The organism is Candidatus Ruminimicrobiellum ovillum (assembly GCF_002392975.1).
Lineage (GTDB): Bacteria > Elusimicrobiota > Endomicrobiia > Endomicrobiales > Endomicrobiaceae > Ruminimicrobiellum > Ruminimicrobiellum ovillum.
In genome coordinates this window covers 47,053-64,943 of record NZ_DGIC01000003.1, presented here as the reverse complement: position 1 = coordinate 64,943, position 17,891 = coordinate 47,053, and the positions used below count along the sequence as shown (strand labels likewise).

The following is a 17,891-nucleotide window of genomic DNA, read 5'->3' as shown; positions in this document are numbered from 1 at the left end:
AATGCAAAAGAACGAAAAAAATAAAATTTTGGTAATAGATGACGACGAAATTTTTTTAAAAACAGTTACCGTGGTTTTAGAAGAAGAAGGTTTTGAAGTTTATGAAGCCACTACCGCAGAAAGCGGTTTTGAAGCTTTGGTTAATATACATCCGGATTTGGTTATATTGGATAAGAATTTGCCGGATAAAAGCGGATTTGAAGTTCTTAAGGCCATGAAAAAAAGTAAAACTTTTTCCGAAATGCCTCCGGTTATGTTGATAACGGCAGATACTACAATATCCGTTGATGAAGCTTTTGATAAAGGTGCGGACGATTGTATCTTTAAACCTTTAAATTTAAAAGAAACAATAAAAAGGATAAGAAAATTATTAAAATGATATTAAAAAAAATATTGCCGGTGATATTGGCAGGATTTTTATCCGCGCCTGTATTTGCGGCTTCGGACGATTTTATTTATGTGTTAAATCCGGATGCTTATTCTCAATCTATAGGTGCGAGTATTTTAGCTTTGTCACCTTCCGTTTTCGGCTTTTTTACAAATCCGGCATCCAATTACAAAAATATTTCAAAAGAAGTTCAACTTTCGTATTACACCGTATATAATAAAAACTATGGTGCCAATGTCGGTTTGATAATACCTACCGAAAAAAGCGGTAACTTTTCAATTACGGTTTCCGGTGCCGACCTGAATGAAGACGAAACGGGATTTAAGAATTTTTTAATGGCAGCAGTCAATTATGTGTATCCCATAATAAGTAAATATCCGGTTCCGGTGGAAAAAGGTTCCGTAGGTGCTACCGTTAAATTTTACAATATATCAACATATGCGGACGATGGCTCGGATAAATCAATAAACCTGTTCAGTGTTGATTTGGGGTGCATATATTCTTTGGATTTTATAGATAACGATTTAACCGGAGCACTTACCATAAAAAATTTAGGTAATGCTTTTGAGTATGATGATTATTCCGTAAATCAGGCACAGTTGTTGACGGCATCCGCAAGATACAATTTGTATGATTTATATAAAGTGGCAATGGTTGCCGATATGGTAAAAAATTTACAGATTACGGATTTGGGATATGCTTGCGGTGTTGAAGCCGTGCCGATATATCCGTTATCGGTAAGAGTAGGTTGGAGAGATTACAGAGACGGATTTAACAAAGGTATAACGGCAGGTTTAAGTTTGATTTTTGACAGAGTAAATTTATCTTACTCTTTTTCCGATATAGCGGGCAGCGATAACGATCAACATATTTTTTCTTTGGGAATATATTTCGGAAAAATAGCCAATTCGGGTAAAGCGTATGAGCATTATTTGGGATATTATTTAAATAAGGCAAAATACGATTACGATAAGAAAAATTATGTTTCCGCAAGAAAGCAATACGAAGATATTTTGGCTGTATATCCTAATGAACCTTCGGCAAAAAGATATGTTAAACTTTTATCCGAAGATTTGTATCAAACGGATATGGATCTTTCCGATAAGACAGAGAAATATTTGGCAAGAGCCGATTCCGCATTGTTGAGAAACAATTTGGTAAAAGCAAAAAATTACTATGAAAAGGCATTGGAATTATCACCCAGAAATAAACAAGCTTTGGAAGGGATGGAAAAAACAAACAATAGAATAAGAGAAGAAGAAATATATGCAAACAGAAAAAAACATCAAAAAGAAATTTCCGAACATTGGATAAAAGCCGTTAAGCACTATGACGACGGTGAGTTTGTATATGCAAAAGACGAATTTAATAAAATATTGGAAATAGATCCGGAAAATGCCGGTGCATTGCAATATTTGGAATTCATACAGAAAAAAGTTGATAAGGTGACTGCGGTTCAATCGCATAACATATTTAAACAGGGACTTGTTGAATATGAAAAACAAAATTACGAGAAAGCGTTGTCTTATTTCAATGCGGCATACTTATCCAATACTTCAAGAAACGATATTAAAGAATATATTGTTAAATGCGAAGAACAAATAAATCTTGCAAAGCAAGCAGCTTTGGAAGAAAGCAAAAACAATCCGAATAAAACATTAACCAATAAACAATTAGAAGCGCAAATGAAGAAAATTTATAATTTAGGTGTGGAACAATACACATTAAAAGATTATGAAGAGGCAATAAAAACATTTACTAAATTGAAAGCAATGTCTGAAGAACACAAATATTACAGTTATAACGAACAAATAAAAACATATCTTTCCAAATCCAACAAAGAAGTGTCCAAAATTCTTTATACCGAAGGAAGAGATTTGGAATTGAAAGAAAAGTTGACGGAAGCTTACGAAAAATATAAAGAAGCATTATCTTACGATGAAACAAATTCGTCGGCTAAGAAAGCAATGGATAAGATAAATGCCGTTACGGCACAAAAATATTATGATGACGGATTAAAAGCTTTTGCTTCCGGAGATAAAAATAAAGCGATAGAGTTGTTGAAAAAATCTTTGGAAGCCGAACCTACCAAAATAGAAGCTACGAGAGCATTGGAGAGGATACAAAATTTAAAATGATAGAACTTAGAAAAGATCCTATAACGGCAAGATGGGTTATAATAAACGATTCAAGAGATTTTCAATTTGATTTGGCAGAAAATACCGATGATAATTCCGTATGTCCTTTTTGTATAGGAAAAGAAAATCTTATTCCCGAGCCTATAGCATGTTATGATCAAAAAGGTAACAGAATCGACAAATACAGCAGTAAATGGCAGGTAAAGGTAATTCCGAACAATAAACCTATACTTACTATCGAAGGCAGTATTTTAAGAAAGGCCGAAGGAATATACGACAAAATGAAAGGTGTCGGTGCTCATGAAATTTTGATAGAAAGCCAAAATCATAGAGTTGACGCTATAAAAACCGAAAATTTCGTTGCAAGTATTTTAGCTGCACAAGACAGAATAAACGATTTAAAAAATGATTTGAGATTTGAGTATATTTTGGTTTTTAAAAATCATGGAAAAAGTGCAGGTTCAACTATTGCACATCCGCATTTTCAGTTGGTGGCATTACCAATCATTCCTAAATCCGTTAAGGAAGAAATGACAATATCAAAAAAATACTATGATTTTAAAGAAAGATGTTTGTTTTGTGACATTATAGATCAGGAAATAACTTTCGGAACAAGAATAGTTATGGAAACAAGTTCTTTTGTCGCTTTTGTTCCTTTTGCTTCGAGATATCCTTTTGAAACATGGATTTTACCGAAAGAGCACAGTGAAGATTTTAGAAATTTGAAAGATAAATACAAGTTGGAAGAACTTGCGGAAATTTCAATAAGTGTTTTAAGAAGATTAAAAAAAGCTTTAGGAGATATGCCGTATAATTTGGTGGTACATTCTTATCCGTTAAAGCAGGAAAGAATCCCTCATTATCACTGGTATATAGAAATTATTCCTAAAATAACAAAGTTTAGCGGCTTTGAGTTCGGTTCGGGTATTTATGTTAATCCCACGATACCGGAAGAATCTGCTAAATTTTTAAGGGAAGCGGAATAAATGAATATATTAATGGTTGCAGCCGAATGTGTCCCTTTTATAAAAACAGGCGGTTTGGCGGATGTTGTCGGAACCCTTCCGAAATATTTAAAACAGCAAGGTCACGATGTCAGAATAATAATCCCGAAATATCGTTTAATTGACGGAGCTAAGTATAACTTACAAGCTCTTCCTTACAAATTGTCCGTATTTGTAGGCAAAGAACAGGAAAATTTCAGGATAAAAACTTGTATGTTGGACGGGAATATTCCCGTATATTTTATAGAAAATTTAAGATATTTTAACAGACTCGGTGTTTACGGAGATGATTCCGGTGTGGGTTACGGCGATAACAGAGAAAGATTTATTTTCTTTTCAAAAGCCGCAATAGAAGCAACAAAAGCTTTAATGTTCAGACCGGACATTATTCATTGTCACGATTGGCATACGGGTTTAATTCCGGCATATTTAAAAACGACAAATTTAAATGACGGCTTTTTTTGGAATACATCAACCGTTTATACAATTCATAATATAGCCTTTCAAGGCAGTTACGATGCCGCATCGACAGTTCCTTTGGCGGGCTTTTCCTGGGAAGATTATAAAAGCGATAAATTGGAATTTTATAATACATTCAATTATATGAAAGCAGGTCTTGCATATACCGATATCATATCTACGGTTAGTCCTACTTATGCGAAAGAAATTCAGGGACCGGCGGGTAAAGGTATGGAAGTGGTTTTGCAAACAAGGAAAAACGATGTTTACGGAATATTAAACGGAATAGATTATTCTTATTGGAATCCCAAAGACGATAAAAATATAGTTGCGAATTTTTCTGCGGATAATTATGAAAACAAAAAACTCTGTAAAAAATATTTGCAGGAAAAATGCGGATTTAAACAAGATGAAAATGCTTTTATGTTAGGTTGTGTGTCGAGATTTGATATGCAAAAAGGTTTTGACCTGATAATGGATGCGATAGGGAAACTTACACAATTCAATATTCAAATAGTTATTTTGGGTTCGGGCGACAGATATATAAAAGACGGTATGTTATATTTGCAAAGCTTGTATAAGGATAAAGTGAGTGTATGTACGGATTATAACGAGCCTTTATCTCATCAAATATATGCCGGTGCAGATGCTTTTTTGATGCCTTCGAAATTTGAACCTTGCGGACTTAGCCAAATAATAGCATTGGCTTACGGAACCATTCCTATAGTAAACAAAACAGGCGGTTTAGCCGATACAATAAATGATTTTTCCACATATAATACAAAGGGTAACGGTTTCGTTTTTGATTTTTATAAAGGTGAAAAATTTATTGATTGTGTATTAAGAGCATACGATATATATAAAAATCAGTTCTTGTGGAACGAAGTTATGAAAAATGCTTTTGCAAGCGAATATTCTTGGAAAAATTCCGTTCAAGAATATGAAAATATGTATAATGTTGCCGTAAACAGAAAAACGGCATATAATATATATCAAAAAAACATATGAAAATAAACCTGTCAAAAATTCTCAGATATATTTTAATAGTATTGATAAATATTTCGTTTATATTTGTTTTACAATACTATTTGAATTCGCAAACGAACATAAATAAATCTTTGTCCGATTTAAAAATAGCAATGTTTATAGACAGTTCTTCGGAAAAAACTGAAGACGATATTTTATCCGAAATGTTGAAATATAAAAAATTAAAAAGTGTTGAATTTGTAAATTCTTACGATGACGACAAATTTTCGAAAATAAATCCCGAATTGGAAACCGTTGTGCCGGAAGATGCAATTATATTTCCTTCTTTTATGTTGGTAAATATAACGGATATGAACAGTTTATCCGAACTTGAAAATTTGAAAAAAGAACTTTTAAATACTGATTTTATAAACGATATTGTTTACGATCAAAAAGCATATAAAATGTTTTTTGATAATAAAATTCTTTTAAACAGATATAACAAAATATTCAGGGTAATTTTTTATTTAATAACAGCGGTATTCTTTTTTAAGTTTTTGTTTTATATATTGAAAGGTTTATATAAAGACATATTGTTTGAAATGATTTGCGGTATTTTATTAGGTTTGTGTGCATATGCATTAATATGTTTGGCAACAATATTCAAACAAAACGATATTTTTATGTTGAGCGGACAAATTTTATATGTCTTGGTTCCGCTCAGTTCAATGGTTACTCTTGTAACAAAAGAATCAAATGTTTAATATAATCAAAACATTTATCATCCTGTTACTTATGTTTTTTTCCGTAAATGTTTCTTTTACGGATGTCAATTCGGATTTAAAAAACAGAAAACAAGAATTAAATAAACTGCATACCGATATTTCCAATAAAAAAGCCGAAAAAAATAAACTTGTAAAAGAAGAAAAAAAAGTAAAGCAAGAACTCCAAAGGATACAAAAATCAATAGATAAAAACGAAAAAGAATTAAAATCTTTAAAAGATAAAATTTCCGAAACGGAAAAGAAATTGCAGTTTGCTTCGGATGTATACAATGAGTCCGATATGAGCAAACAAAAGTATGCGCAAAAGTTAAATAATAAATACTTATCTTATACAAAAATGAAACTTGTATCGTATTTCGATTATCCGATAGAGTACAAAATAAAATATGAGGATATAGAAAATAATTCCCGAAAATATAACGTTGCAAAAGACACAAACATAACGGCACAATCCGATATAAATAAATATACAACCGCAAAGAAGGAATATGAAAATCTAAAAAACAAGCAACAAAATTTAATGGAAAAAAACAAAAAATTACAGAAAGATAAAAATGCTTTATTAAAAACCACCGCAGGTAAAAGGGTTAAAGCCGAACATGATATCAAAGAACTTAACAATTCGGAAAAAGCATTAAAAGCATTGGTGGATAAGTTAATGAAAGCCAGTCAAAATCAAAATAAAACAACAAAACCCGCAAGTACAAACACAAGAAAAAATAATTTACCTTGGCCCGTCAACGGGAAAATAGTTTTGAATTACGGGAAAAACAAGCATCCCGATTTGGATACGAATGTTATAAGTAACGGTATAAAAATAAAAGCACAAGATTATTCAACCATAAAGTCCGTTGAAGACGGAACCGTTGTTTTTGTCGGAGAGTTTAGAAGTTACGGAAAGATGATAATAGTGGACCACAAAGGTATTTTCTTCAGTGTTTACGGACAGTTAGATAAAATATCCGTTAAAGAAGATCAAAAAATCGTAAGACAACAGGAAGTTGCGAAAGTCGGAAAAGGTGATGAGTCAATACTTTATTTCGAGATAAGACAGTATAATGTTCCGGAAAATCCGTTATTGTGGCTGAAAGAAAAAAAATAAGTTTTAAAATGCTATAATAAAACATTGTTATTAAAATTTTCAAATTATATGCAAGCAAGGGGAAAAAATGTTTAAGAATAAAATTAAAGTTTTGATGATAGCTTTATTTTGTTTTGTTTTTCTCGGTAATGCGTATGCCAAGTCGGATACGACATACGACGAACTCAGAAAAATGATAGATATAATGGAAATAATAGATAATAAGTATGTTGAAGAAAGAGAAAATAAAGATTTGGTTATAGGTGCAATAAGAGGTTTGGTAAGAACGTTGGATCCTTATTCTCAGTATATGACCGAAAAAGATTATAAAGAAATGAAAACGGAAACACAAGGTTCTTTCGGCGGAGTCGGTATAAGAATAACAATACAAAATAACGAACTTACCGTTGTAACTCCTATGCCCGATACACCCGCATATTATGCCGGAATTTTGCCGGAAGATAAAATCATTAAAATAGACGATAAATCTACTCAGGATATTACAAGCGATGAAGCGGTAAAACTTATGAGAGGAAATCCCGGAACAAAAGTTGTGTTAACCATATACAGACCTTCCACGAAAGAAGAACTTACATTTACGATAATAAGAAAAAAAATAAAAATAGAAACGGTTAAGAAAAAAATGTTGGAAGATAATATCGGATATATAAGATTATCGGAATTCAATGCACAAAGTTATAACGATGTCAGCAGTATGTTAAAAGAACTTTCAAAAGAAAATATGAAAGCCTTTATTTTGGATTTGAGAAACAATCCGGGCGGGCTTTTGGATTCCGCAATAAATATATGCAGTTTGTTTATTAAGGAAGACAGTTTGGTTGTATCCACAAAATGTAAAGATAAAACTATGGAACAATATTACTATACACAGAAAAAACCGGATTATTCCGATATTCCTGTTGTAGTATTAATAAACAGAGGTTCGGCTTCCGCATCCGAAATCGTTACGGGTACATTACAAGATTATAAAAGGGCACTGGTTATAGGTTCAAATTCGTTCGGTAAAGGAACGGTTCAAACAATACTTCCGTTATCCGACGGCAGTGCTTTAAGATTAACTATAGCAAAATATTGTTTGCCTTCCGGAAAAATGATATCTCATTCCGATAATAAAAAAGATAAGAAAAACGGGGTGGCACCGGATGTATATGTAGAAGTTTCTCCGGAAACGGAAGGAAAGTTGTATATGCAGGCAGAATCCGAAGGAACACCGAAAAATAAAGATAAAAAAGAAGAAATTGTAAGAGATGAAGTTTTGGATACTGCAATAAAGATAATAAAAGCAAATAAAGTTTCGGAATATATAGAAAAACCTTCAAAATACGAGCAAGATTTTCCTAAAGAAGAAAAGAAAGATTTAAAAGAAGAAGATAACACCGAAGCCAAAACCGAAAAAAAAGATTCAAAAAAAGAAGATAAATAAAAATGGCAAAAGAAACTAAAAAGAAAAAAAGTAAATTTTTAATAAAAGTATATTTGTTTATACTCTTTATTGCAGGTATAATTTTAGGCTTTTCATATTTGTCCGCAAACAAAAATACTCTTACCGCAATAGATGTGCCTTTGGATAATAATCTTGTTACGGCTCTTACATCAAGCGGTATAGAACAAATAAATGTTGTTTCACAATTTGTAAAAGAAGTGAAAATAAGCGGTGTTACTTGTAATGAATATTATAAAACAATAAAGCTTTCCGAAAAGCAAAAACCGGAAAACTTTGAACCTATATTTAAAACATTGGCAAGAAACTTTAAAATAGATTTATCAAAAACAAAGTATAAAGACGGTTCTATTCAATATACTTTCTACGATAAAAAAAGAACATATTCCGTAGTAACTTTAACAAAATGAGAATATTGGCAATAGAAACATCATGTGATGATACATCTTCTTCCGTTGTGGAAAACGGGAATAAAGTGTTATCAAATATAATATCTTCTCAAATATCCGTTCATGCAAAATATAACGGAGTTGTTCCCGAGCTTGCTTCAAGAGAACATATAAAAAATGTAAATATTGTGTTTGAACAAGCATTAAAACAGGCAAATATTTCTTTTGAAAATTTCGATAAAGAAATAGATTATATAACTTGCACTTACGGACCGGGACTTGCCGGTTCTTTGCTTGTAGGTGTAATGACGGCAAAGACTTTATCTTATATTTATAAAAAACCGTTAATCCCGATAAATCATATAGAAGGTCATATATTTTCCGCGGCAATAGAAAACAAAGAATTAAAACCTCCGTTTTTAGCGGTTGTTATTTCAGGCGGACATACGGAACTTGTAATAATAAAAGATTACGGTAAATATAAATTTTTGGGTGGGACAAGAGACGATGCTTGCGGTGAAGCATTTGATAAAGCCGCAAAAATTTTGGGCTTACCTTATCCCGGTGGTCCGATAATAGATAAACTTGCCGAACAAGGTAACAATGATGCCGTACATTTTACAAGACCGATGATGAAAGGTACTTGGGACTTTTCTTTTTCGGGAATAAAAACCGCAGTACTGAATTATTCAAAAAAAGTTGATATAAAAAAACAAAATATAATTAACGATATTTGTGCATCGTTCAGACAAGCCGTTGCGGAAACGGTTGTTACTAAATCCGTTGAGGCTGCAAAAAAATACGGACTAAAATCGATTGCTTTAGGCGGCGGTGTATCTTGTAACAGTTTAATAAGAAATATGTTTAAAAAAGAGTGTAAGAAAAATAAGATAAATATATTTTTACCGTCTCCTGTTTTTTGTACCGATAATGCCGCTATGATAGCTCATGTTGCATATCATAAAGCACTAAAGAAAAAATATGTTTATCCGAATAAACAAGTTGTTTCGATAAAACCTTCTTTGGAACTCGAAAATTGGTAATATTATGTTAAAACTTCCCAAACTTACCATCGGAAATATTAAATTAAAGAATTGTTTAATGCTTGCACCTATGGCAGGCATTACCGATTTACCGTTAAGACAGTTAGCCGTTGATGGCGGAGCGGGACTTGTATTTACGGAAATGGTGTCTGCAACAGCAATGGTTTACGGAGACAAAAAAACTTACAAACTTTTAACTACATCCGATAAAGAAAAAAATTGTGTTGCCGCACAAATTTTCGGAACCAAACCGGAAATTATGTCTGAATGTGCCAAAAGAGTTCAGGATTTGGGATACAAAATTATAGATATAAATCTGGGGTGCCCGGCAAAAAAAATTACTAAGGTCGGTGCAGGTTCAAGACTTTTGGCAAATCCCAAACAAGTAGAAAATGTTTTATCTGCAGTTGTAAAAGCGGTGTCTGTTCCGGTAACTATAAAAACAAGAATAGGTTTGTTGCAAGGGCAAAATGTTGCACCGGAAATTATTGAGATAGCACAAAATTGCGGAATTAAAATGGTGTCACTTCATGCAAGATATGCTGAATTTGCTCACAGCGGAGATCCCGATTTGGAAGCTTTTGCTTTAGCTTGCGAAGGTGCGAAAATTCCTATAGTTGCTAACGGTGGAATAGTTGATATAAAAACCGCGGAAAAGTTTTTGAAAATAAAAAATTGTTCAGGTCTTATGATAGGCAGAGGAGCAATAGGCAACTATGATATATTTAAACAGATAGAATACTTTTTTGATAAAGAACAAATGACACCTCCTTCAACAATAAAAACAAGGTTAAGATGGTTTAGACAGCATGCAATAGATTCCATACAATATTACGGGAAAGAAAAAGGGCTTGTCGTGTTAAGAAAAATTGCTCCTTATTATATTAAAGGGTTACCTAATGCCTGCAGTATAAGAAACAGTTTTAACAAAATAACAACTCTCGAAGAATTTGACAAAATTTTTAAAAATTTAGAATAACAAAAATATATGTTATTATAAACGAAGTGATGTAATTTATTGTTGTCGTTTCCATACTTCTATACATACATCTGTCCCTCAAAATCGCAAAGCGATTTTCTGCTTTGCGATTTTCGGCAGTATTTGATAAAATAAAAAGATATGAAACTATGTATTAATTTTAAAAATGTTAACAAAAATAATTACACTAAATTTATAAACAAGAAAAATTCGGCAATGGCGGAAAAGTTTAAAACAGTTCCTGTTTCCGAAAGGATTGTTCTTTTACCGCACTGTATGAGAAGCACCAAAAGTTGTAAAGCCGTAGATGAAGGAACTTATTATACTTGTATGAAGTGCGGAGCTTGCAAAATCGCACAAATACAAAAACTTGCCGATGAACTCGGATATAAAAAAGTTTATGTTATGAAAGGCGGAAAAGCCATTTATAATATTTTGGTGGAACAAAAAATAAAAGCTGTTGTTGCCGTTGCCTGCCACTTTGAAGGAGCGCAAGGCATAAAAATGACCGACGGGTTAAAAGTTATGGCTCAGTTTGTTCCGTTACTTAAAGACGGTTGTTGCGATACCGATGTTGATGTTGAAGCGGTTAAGAAAATTATGGAGCAAAAATAAATAATGGATAAACTAAAATTTACGGAACTGAATTTGTCACCCGAGATATTAAAAGCCGTTACGGATATGGGGTTTGAAGAAACGACTCCCATACAATCTTTGGCAATACCCAAGATGATAGAAGGTGTAGATTTAATAGGACAGGCACAAACAGGTACCGGGAAAACGGCTGCTTTCGGAATACCTATCCTTGAAAAAATAGTTCCTAAAGAAAAGAAAGTTCAGGCACTTATTATGTGCCCTACAAGAGAACTTGCAATACAAGTTGCCGAAGAACTTAAATCGTTATCAAAATATAAAAAAGGTATAAATATTGTTCCCGTTTACGGCGGACAACCTATAGTCAGACAAATGTCTGCACTTCATAAAGGTGCACATATCGTAATAGGAACACCGGGAAGAATTATAGATCATATCGAAAGACAGACAATAAAACTCGATAACACAAAAACCGTGGTTTTGGATGAAGCCGACGAAATGTTGGATATGGGGTTTAGAGATGATATAGAATTAATATTGAAAAATTTGCCTCAGGATAAACAGACGGTATTTTTTTCCGCAACTATGCCGAGAGAATTTTTGGTGCTTACAAAAAAGTATCAAAAAAATCCCGTAAACATAAAAGTTGTTCATGAAAAGTTGACCGTTCCTCAAACGGAACAATTGTATTGCGAAGTAAGAGAACATCAAAAACTTGAAGCATTGGCAAGATGCATAGATATGGCAGATGCCAAACTTTCGTTGGTTTTTTGTAATACAAAAAAGAGAGTGGACGAAGTTACAGCACAGTTACAAATAAGAGGTTATTCCGCGGATGCGATTCACGGAGACATGAACCAAACTCAAAGAGACAGAGTTATGGACAAATTCAGAAACTGCAAAATAGAAATTCTTGTTGCTACCGATGTTGCCGCCAGGGGTATAGATGTCGATGATGTTGAAGCCGTATTTAATTTCGATATTCCCCAAGATATAGAATCTTACGTTCACAGAATAGGCAGAACCGGCAGAGCCGGAAGAGCAGGTAAAGCATACAGTTTTGTTGCGGGGAAAGATATATACAAAATAAGAGATATTCAAAGATATACTAAAGTTACAATAAAAAGAATGCCTGTTCCGTCACTTGCCGATGTTGAAAATGTAAGAGTTTCTTCCTTTATGGAAAAACTTAAAGAAACTTTAAAGAAAAACACATTTGAAAAATATATAACTAAAATAGAATCTTTAATAACGGATAACATAACATCCGTGGATGTTGCCGCAGCACTTTTTGAAATGATGTTGCAGGTAGAAAATCCCGAAAAGCATGAAGATATAGATATGACCGTAAACAGTTTTGAAAGAGATTTTTCAAGAGACAGAAATTCCGGGAAAAAATTTTCGAAAAGCAAAAAAAACAGACACGGAATAGCAAAAGAAGCCGGTATGACAAGATTATTTATGAGTATCGGTAAAAGCAAAAAAGTAAGACCGGGCGATTTTGTGGGTGCGATAGCAGGTGAAACGGGGTTAAGCGGAGATATTGTCGGTTCCATAGATATTTTCGACAAATTTTCTTTTGTTGAAGTTCCGAACGAATATGCGCAACAGATTATTGATGCATTAAATAACAGTAATATAAAAGGTCACAAAGTAGCGGTAGAAAAAGCACAAGGAAAATAGTATGCCTTTATTTGAATTTGTTTGTAAAAAGTGCGGTTCGAAATTTGAGAAAATAGTTTTTTCAACGGATAAAGAAGAAATAGAATGTCCGCAATGTAAAAGTAAAGAAGTGGAAAAACAGTTTTCGACATTTTCCGCAGGAAACTCCAATACAACGGTTTCGTCTTGTGCGGCAAAACAAAGTTCGGGATGTTGTAACGGTTGTTGCCACCATCATCACCATTAGGAAAAACAATGTTAGATTTATCACTGAATTTAGGAATTAATTTAAAAGAAATAAAAAAAACTTGTGTAATTTGTCCTGTTTCGGATCATTCTTTGTTTTCTAAATTGGGAAAACCGAAAAGGAAAAACCTTTTCTTTGCGAAAATAATGAACTATGAAAATGTAACCGTAATTTCAACGAAAAATAATTTTTTGGTCGGCGATATAGTTTTATGTTTAAAAAATTCAGCTTGTGAAAATATAATATTGTTCGGCAGTTGCGGCGGTGTCGGAGATGTAAAAATAGCAGATAAACTTATAGTGAAAAAAACATTTAATTTTGAAAGCTTTTCCGAAATGCTTGAAATGAAAAGAAATCCCGATTCTTATTATCCGTCAACTATGTTATTGGAAACTTTTTTATCTAAAACCAAACAAGATATAAAACAGGTTAAATGTATTACATCAAACTCTATAGTTTTACAAAGAACATATAAAGATTGGTTTGATAAGAACAAGATAAATGCTGTGGATATGGAATGTTCGTCCGTGTTTTCTGCGGCTTCTGCGATAAACAAAAAAGCCATAGCATTGTTTTATGTTACCGACCACATATCGGAAGCAAGTCCGTTTGAAACGGAATTGGATGAAAGTCAAAAAGCTAAATTGTTATCCGTTCGCCAGGAACTTGCAGATTCTATTTGCGATTTTATAAGCAACAATGGATAGCAACATTTCTTTAATCAGCCGCAATATTCAACAAAAATTTCCTTTTTTCGGAATAAATAAAGTAAGAGAACTTACAAGACTTGTTTTTGAAATTTCCAAAAAAGAAAACATAAATTCGGTTGATGTAATAAATTCAATAGAAGAAAAATCTTACGAAAAAGTAAAAGAAATTCTTTTAAAAAGAAGATATCCGAAAACTTATTTAATATCAAAAAAAGAAAACTTTTATTTACCCGATATGACTTTAACAAACGAACAGGCAAAATTGGTTTCCGAAAAATTTAATCCTAAAAATGTTTATTATACGAACGAAGTTACAGGTTCCGCTTTATATAAAAGAATAAAAAATCTTTATCCCGATGCAAACTTTGTTGAAATAGAATCGTTAAAAAGTTTTTTAAAAAAAGAAAAATTTTCTGTTGCAAAATATAACGACAGAAGAGAAAATCTTTTTTTGGTAAACGAAAAGTACGACTTTTTTAAGCCGTGTCCGTGCACAAAAAATGTAAGATGCTGCAATTATTCCATATTAAACATAGGTTACGGTTGTTTATACGAGTGCAGTTATTGCTTTTTGCAGGGATACCAAAATGTTGCAGGAATAATATTGCCTTGCAACTTGCCGGACTTTTTAAACAGAGAAAAGATAAAACCGGTTGATAACAAAATGTTTTTTTTGCCGAGAGTCGGCAGCGGTGAATTTACCGATTCTTTAATATTTGATGATATAACACTTTTTTCAAACGACATTGTTAAATTCTTTAAAGAAAATAAAGATATATCTTTTGAATTCAAAACTAAAAGTGTAAACATAGATAATTTGTTAAAACTCGGCGGAAGCGAAAATATTGTGGTTTCGTGGTCCGTAAATGCACAACAGATGATAAAAGAAAACGAACATTGTACACCGAGCTTAAAAGAAAGGTTACAAGCTGCACAAAAGTGCATAAAAGCAGGTTATAGTGTCGGGTTCCATTTTGACCCTGTAATACTGTATGAAGATTGGAAAGACGGTTACAAAAAAACTATTGAAAATATATTTGATTTTATAGATGGAAAATATATAAAATGGATAAGTATCGGTTCTTTAAGAATGGTTGCAAATCTGAAAAAAGTCATAGAAAACAGATTTTCAGATAATAAAATACTCGATGAAGAACTTTTGTTGTCTCACGATAATAAGTTAAGATACGATGATAATACAAGAATAAAAATATACAAGTATCTTGTTGATTTAATAAAACAACATGACAGCAGTGTTGTTGTTTATTTGTGTATGGAAAACAACGATATTTGGAACAAAGTTTATAATAAGATATAAGGGCTAAAATTATGGAAATGGAAAAAGTTTACGATTCAAAAAAAGTTGAAGAAAAATGGGTAAAATATTGGATAGAGAACAAAACGTTTTCTTCTAAACCGGATAAAACAAAAAAATCTTTTACGATAGTTATACCGCCTCCGAATGTTACCGGTTCTTTGCATATGGGACATGCATTAAACGATTCTTTACAGGATGCGATTATCAGATTCAAAAAAATGCAGGGATATAACACTTTGTGGGTTCCGGGAACCGACCACGGCGGAATTGCAACACAAAACGTTGTTGAAAAACTTCTTAAAAAAGAAGGAAAAACAAAATACGATTTGGGACGAGAAAAATTTATAGAAAAAATGTGGCAGTGGAGACAGGAAACAGGTGACACGATATTAGACCAATTGAAAAAGTTGGGTTGCGGTCTCGATTGGGACAGAACAAGATTTACCATGGATGAGGCTTGTTCGAAAGCCGTTAAAAGAGCATTTAAAAAATTTTACGATAAAGGTTTGATTTACAGAGGAAAAAGATTAGTTAACTGGTGTCCGAGATGTAATACCGCTTTATCCGATATTGAAGTTGAATATCATCCCGAAAAAGGTAATTTGTGGTACATAAAATATCCTATAAAAGATTCCAACGAATTTTTAACGGTTGCAACAACAAGACCTGAAACGATGATAGGTGATACTGCCGTTGCAGTAAATCCCAATGATGAAAGATACAAAAATATAGTAGGTAAAACAATAATTCTTCCTTTGGTGGGAAGAGAAATAAAAGTTGTTGCCGATTATATTGTCGATATGCAGTTCGGAACGGGTGCGGTAAAAGTAACACCTGCTCATGACGCTGTTGATTATGAAATAGCAAGAAGACATAACCTTGAAATACTTGAAGTTATTGATGCTAACGGTAACATGACGGATATAATGGAAAAATATAAGGGTATGTCCGCAAAAGATGCAAGGGAACAGATAGTTGCGGATTTGCAGGAACAAGGATACCTTCTAAAAACGGAAGATTACAGTCATTCCGTAGGAAAATGTTACAGATGCGGAACTACAATAGAACCGATAATGTCGGAACAATGGTTTTTAAAAGTTGAAGAAATGTCTAAAAGAGCATCTCAGGCTGCAAAAGATGAAAAAGTAAAATTTTATCCGGCGTCTTGGAAAAAGCCTTACACATTATGGTTGGACAATTTAAGAGATTGGTGTATAAGCAGACAAATTTGGTGGGGACACAGAATACCTGTTTTCTATTGCGTTGATGAAAACGGTAACAAAACAAGTTGTCCTCCTATAGTTGAACAGGATACTCCTGCAAAATGTCCTCATTGCGGTAACACACATTTAGTTCAGGATAACGATGTTTTGGATACATGGTTTTCATCGGCAATGTGGCCGTTCAGTGTATTTAATTGGGGAGAAAACCCGGACAATGAAGAATTGAAATATTATTATCCTACCGGAGTTCTTGTAACAGGTCACGAAATACTTTATTTGTGGGTTGCAAGAATGGTTCAAATGGGACTTGAATTCTTGAACGATATACCGTTCAGAGATGTATTTATTCACGGTATAGTTAGAGATAAGCACGGACTGAAAATGTCTAAATCCAAAGGTAATGTTATTAATCCGTTGGAAATTATGGATCAATTCGGAACGGATGCTTTAAGGTTTGCTTTGGCACAATCCGCAGCTCCGGGAAGAGATATGCAAATATCGAACGATTCTTTCCTTGCCGCAAGAAACTTTGCAAACAAAATTTGGAATGCTTCAAGATTTATTCTTATGAATAAAGGCGAATTGGAAATATCCGATACTCCGCAGGTAAAAGAACTTTCGGATAAGTGGATTCTTAACGAATATAACCAAACAATAAAAACCGTTACAAGAGCATTTGAGGTTTACGATATAGATGTTGCTTCAAGAACTCTTTACGATTTTATTTGGACGAAATTCTGTGATTGGTATATAGAACTTTCAAAAATCAGAATGACATCCGAAAATGTTGAAGAAAAGAAACAGGTGTTGTCCGTTCTTATTTACATATTGAAAGGAACAATAAAAATGCTTGCACCTATTATGCCGTTTATAAGTGATGAGTTGTGGTCAATATTTAATAACACAACGGAAAGTATAGTAAATTCAAGTTTCCCTGTTTATGATGACAAACTTGTTTTTGCAAACGAAGCAAACCAAATGGCTGTAGTTCAGGAAATTGTTTCCAAAATAAGAAATGTAAGAAGCGAAATGAATATTTCACCCGCGGCATTTATTACAACAAAAATAAAAGTGTTGGATGAAAGTAAATTTTCTGTTGTTGAAAATAACCAAGCATACATAAAATCGTTAGGCAAAATAAAAGATTTGGTTATCGGTAAAGATATTCAAAGAGAAAAAAAATCCGCACTTGCTGTTGCTACCGGATTTGAAATGCTTATACCTTTGGAAGGTCTTATAGACATAGAAAAAGAAAAAGCAAGAATAAACAAAGAAATAAAAAATATTATAGCGGAACAGGAAAAATATAATAAAAAATTGTCTAATCCGAAATTCGTAGAAAAAGCTCCTGCCGAAGAAGTTGCAAGAATAAGACAAAAACTTGCGGATACACAAAGCAAGATTGCAACATTGGAAGAAACTTTAAAGAACTACGAAAACTAA

Annotated in this window: 16 protein-coding genes; all 16 read left to right on the top strand. The window is 32.9% G+C overall.

Annotated elements, in window-relative coordinates:
* The first annotated feature begins 1 nt into the window (after position 1).
* The 16 genes from B2Y85_RS01645 (at position 2) to B2Y85_RS01570 (ending at position 17,891) form a co-directional block, all read left to right on the top strand.
* Complete coding sequence (locus tag B2Y85_RS01645) at positions 2 to 379, top strand: response regulator (protein ID WP_372518734.1); 378 nt, start codon at positions 2 to 4, stop codon at positions 377 to 379.
* Positions 376 to 2,526, top strand: coding sequence for a hypothetical protein (locus B2Y85_RS01640; protein WP_372518733.1), 2,151 nt, complete (start codon positions 376 to 378; stop codon positions 2,524 to 2,526). Before B2Y85_RS01645 ends, B2Y85_RS01640 begins: the two co-directional genes overlap by 4 nt.
* Positions 2,523 to 3,512 (top strand): galactose-1-phosphate uridylyltransferase, encoded by a 990-nt coding sequence (locus B2Y85_RS01635; protein ID WP_372518732.1) that lies wholly within the window; start codon positions 2,523 to 2,525, stop codon positions 3,510 to 3,512. The genes B2Y85_RS01640 and B2Y85_RS01635 overlap by 4 nt, the downstream gene beginning before the upstream one ends.
* Positions 3,513 to 4,997, top strand: coding sequence for a glycogen synthase GlgA (gene glgA / locus B2Y85_RS01630; RefSeq protein WP_372518731.1), 1,485 nt, complete (start codon positions 3,513 to 3,515; stop codon positions 4,995 to 4,997).
* Positions 4,994 to 5,719, top strand: coding sequence for a hypothetical protein (locus B2Y85_RS01625; protein ID WP_372518730.1), 726 nt, complete (start codon positions 4,994 to 4,996; stop codon positions 5,717 to 5,719). The genes glgA and B2Y85_RS01625 overlap by 4 nt, the downstream gene beginning before the upstream one ends.
* Positions 5,712 to 6,842 carry a murein hydrolase activator EnvC family protein gene (locus tag B2Y85_RS01620; RefSeq protein ID WP_372518729.1) on the top strand — a complete coding sequence of 377 codons (1,131 nt, stop codon included), beginning with the start codon at positions 5,712 to 5,714 and terminating at the stop codon, positions 6,840 to 6,842. The genes B2Y85_RS01625 and B2Y85_RS01620 overlap by 8 nt, the downstream gene beginning before the upstream one ends.
* Positions 6,843 to 6,909: 67 nt before the next feature.
* The gene (locus tag B2Y85_RS01615; RefSeq protein ID WP_372518728.1) at positions 6,910 to 8,265 is read left to right on the top strand and encodes a S41 family peptidase; all 1,356 of its coding nucleotides are present in this window, start codon (positions 6,910 to 6,912) and stop codon (positions 8,263 to 8,265) included.
* Between the two features lie 2 nt (positions 8,266 to 8,267).
* Complete coding sequence (locus tag B2Y85_RS01610) at positions 8,268 to 8,693, top strand: hypothetical protein (protein ID WP_372518727.1); 426 nt, start codon at positions 8,268 to 8,270, stop codon at positions 8,691 to 8,693.
* Entirely contained in the window at positions 8,690 to 9,715 is a 1,026-nt protein-coding gene (tsaD, locus tag B2Y85_RS01605) for a tRNA (adenosine(37)-N6)-threonylcarbamoyltransferase complex transferase subunit TsaD (RefSeq protein WP_372518726.1), read from the top strand. The genes B2Y85_RS01610 and tsaD overlap by 4 nt, the downstream gene beginning before the upstream one ends.
* Before the next feature lie 4 nt (positions 9,716 to 9,719).
* Entirely contained in the window at positions 9,720 to 10,694 is a 975-nt protein-coding gene (gene dusB, locus B2Y85_RS01600) for a tRNA dihydrouridine synthase DusB (RefSeq protein WP_372518724.1), read from the top strand.
* 141 nt (positions 10,695 to 10,835) lie between these two features.
* Positions 10,836 to 11,309, top strand: coding sequence for a DUF116 domain-containing protein (locus B2Y85_RS01595; protein WP_372518723.1), 474 nt, complete (start codon positions 10,836 to 10,838; stop codon positions 11,307 to 11,309).
* A 3-nt stretch (positions 11,310 to 11,312) separates the two neighbouring features.
* The gene (locus B2Y85_RS01590) at positions 11,313 to 12,971 is read left to right on the top strand and encodes a DEAD/DEAH box helicase (RefSeq protein ID WP_372518722.1); all 1,659 of its coding nucleotides are present in this window, start codon (positions 11,313 to 11,315) and stop codon (positions 12,969 to 12,971) included.
* A gap of 1 nt (position 12,972) precedes the next feature.
* Positions 12,973 to 13,197 (top strand): FmdB family zinc ribbon protein, encoded by a 225-nt coding sequence (locus B2Y85_RS01585; RefSeq protein WP_372518721.1) that lies wholly within the window; start codon positions 12,973 to 12,975, stop codon positions 13,195 to 13,197.
* Between the two features lie 8 nt (positions 13,198 to 13,205).
* The gene (locus tag B2Y85_RS01580; RefSeq protein WP_372518720.1) at positions 13,206 to 13,904 is read left to right on the top strand and encodes a hypothetical protein; all 699 of its coding nucleotides are present in this window, start codon (positions 13,206 to 13,208) and stop codon (positions 13,902 to 13,904) included.
* Positions 13,897 to 15,225, top strand: coding sequence for an SPL family radical SAM protein (locus B2Y85_RS01575; protein ID WP_372518719.1), 1,329 nt, complete (start codon positions 13,897 to 13,899; stop codon positions 15,223 to 15,225). The genes B2Y85_RS01580 and B2Y85_RS01575 overlap by 8 nt, the downstream gene beginning before the upstream one ends.
* Positions 15,226 to 15,236: 11 nt before the next feature.
* Positions 15,237 to 17,891, top strand: coding sequence for a valine--tRNA ligase (locus tag B2Y85_RS01570; RefSeq protein WP_372518718.1), 2,655 nt, complete (start codon positions 15,237 to 15,239; stop codon positions 17,889 to 17,891).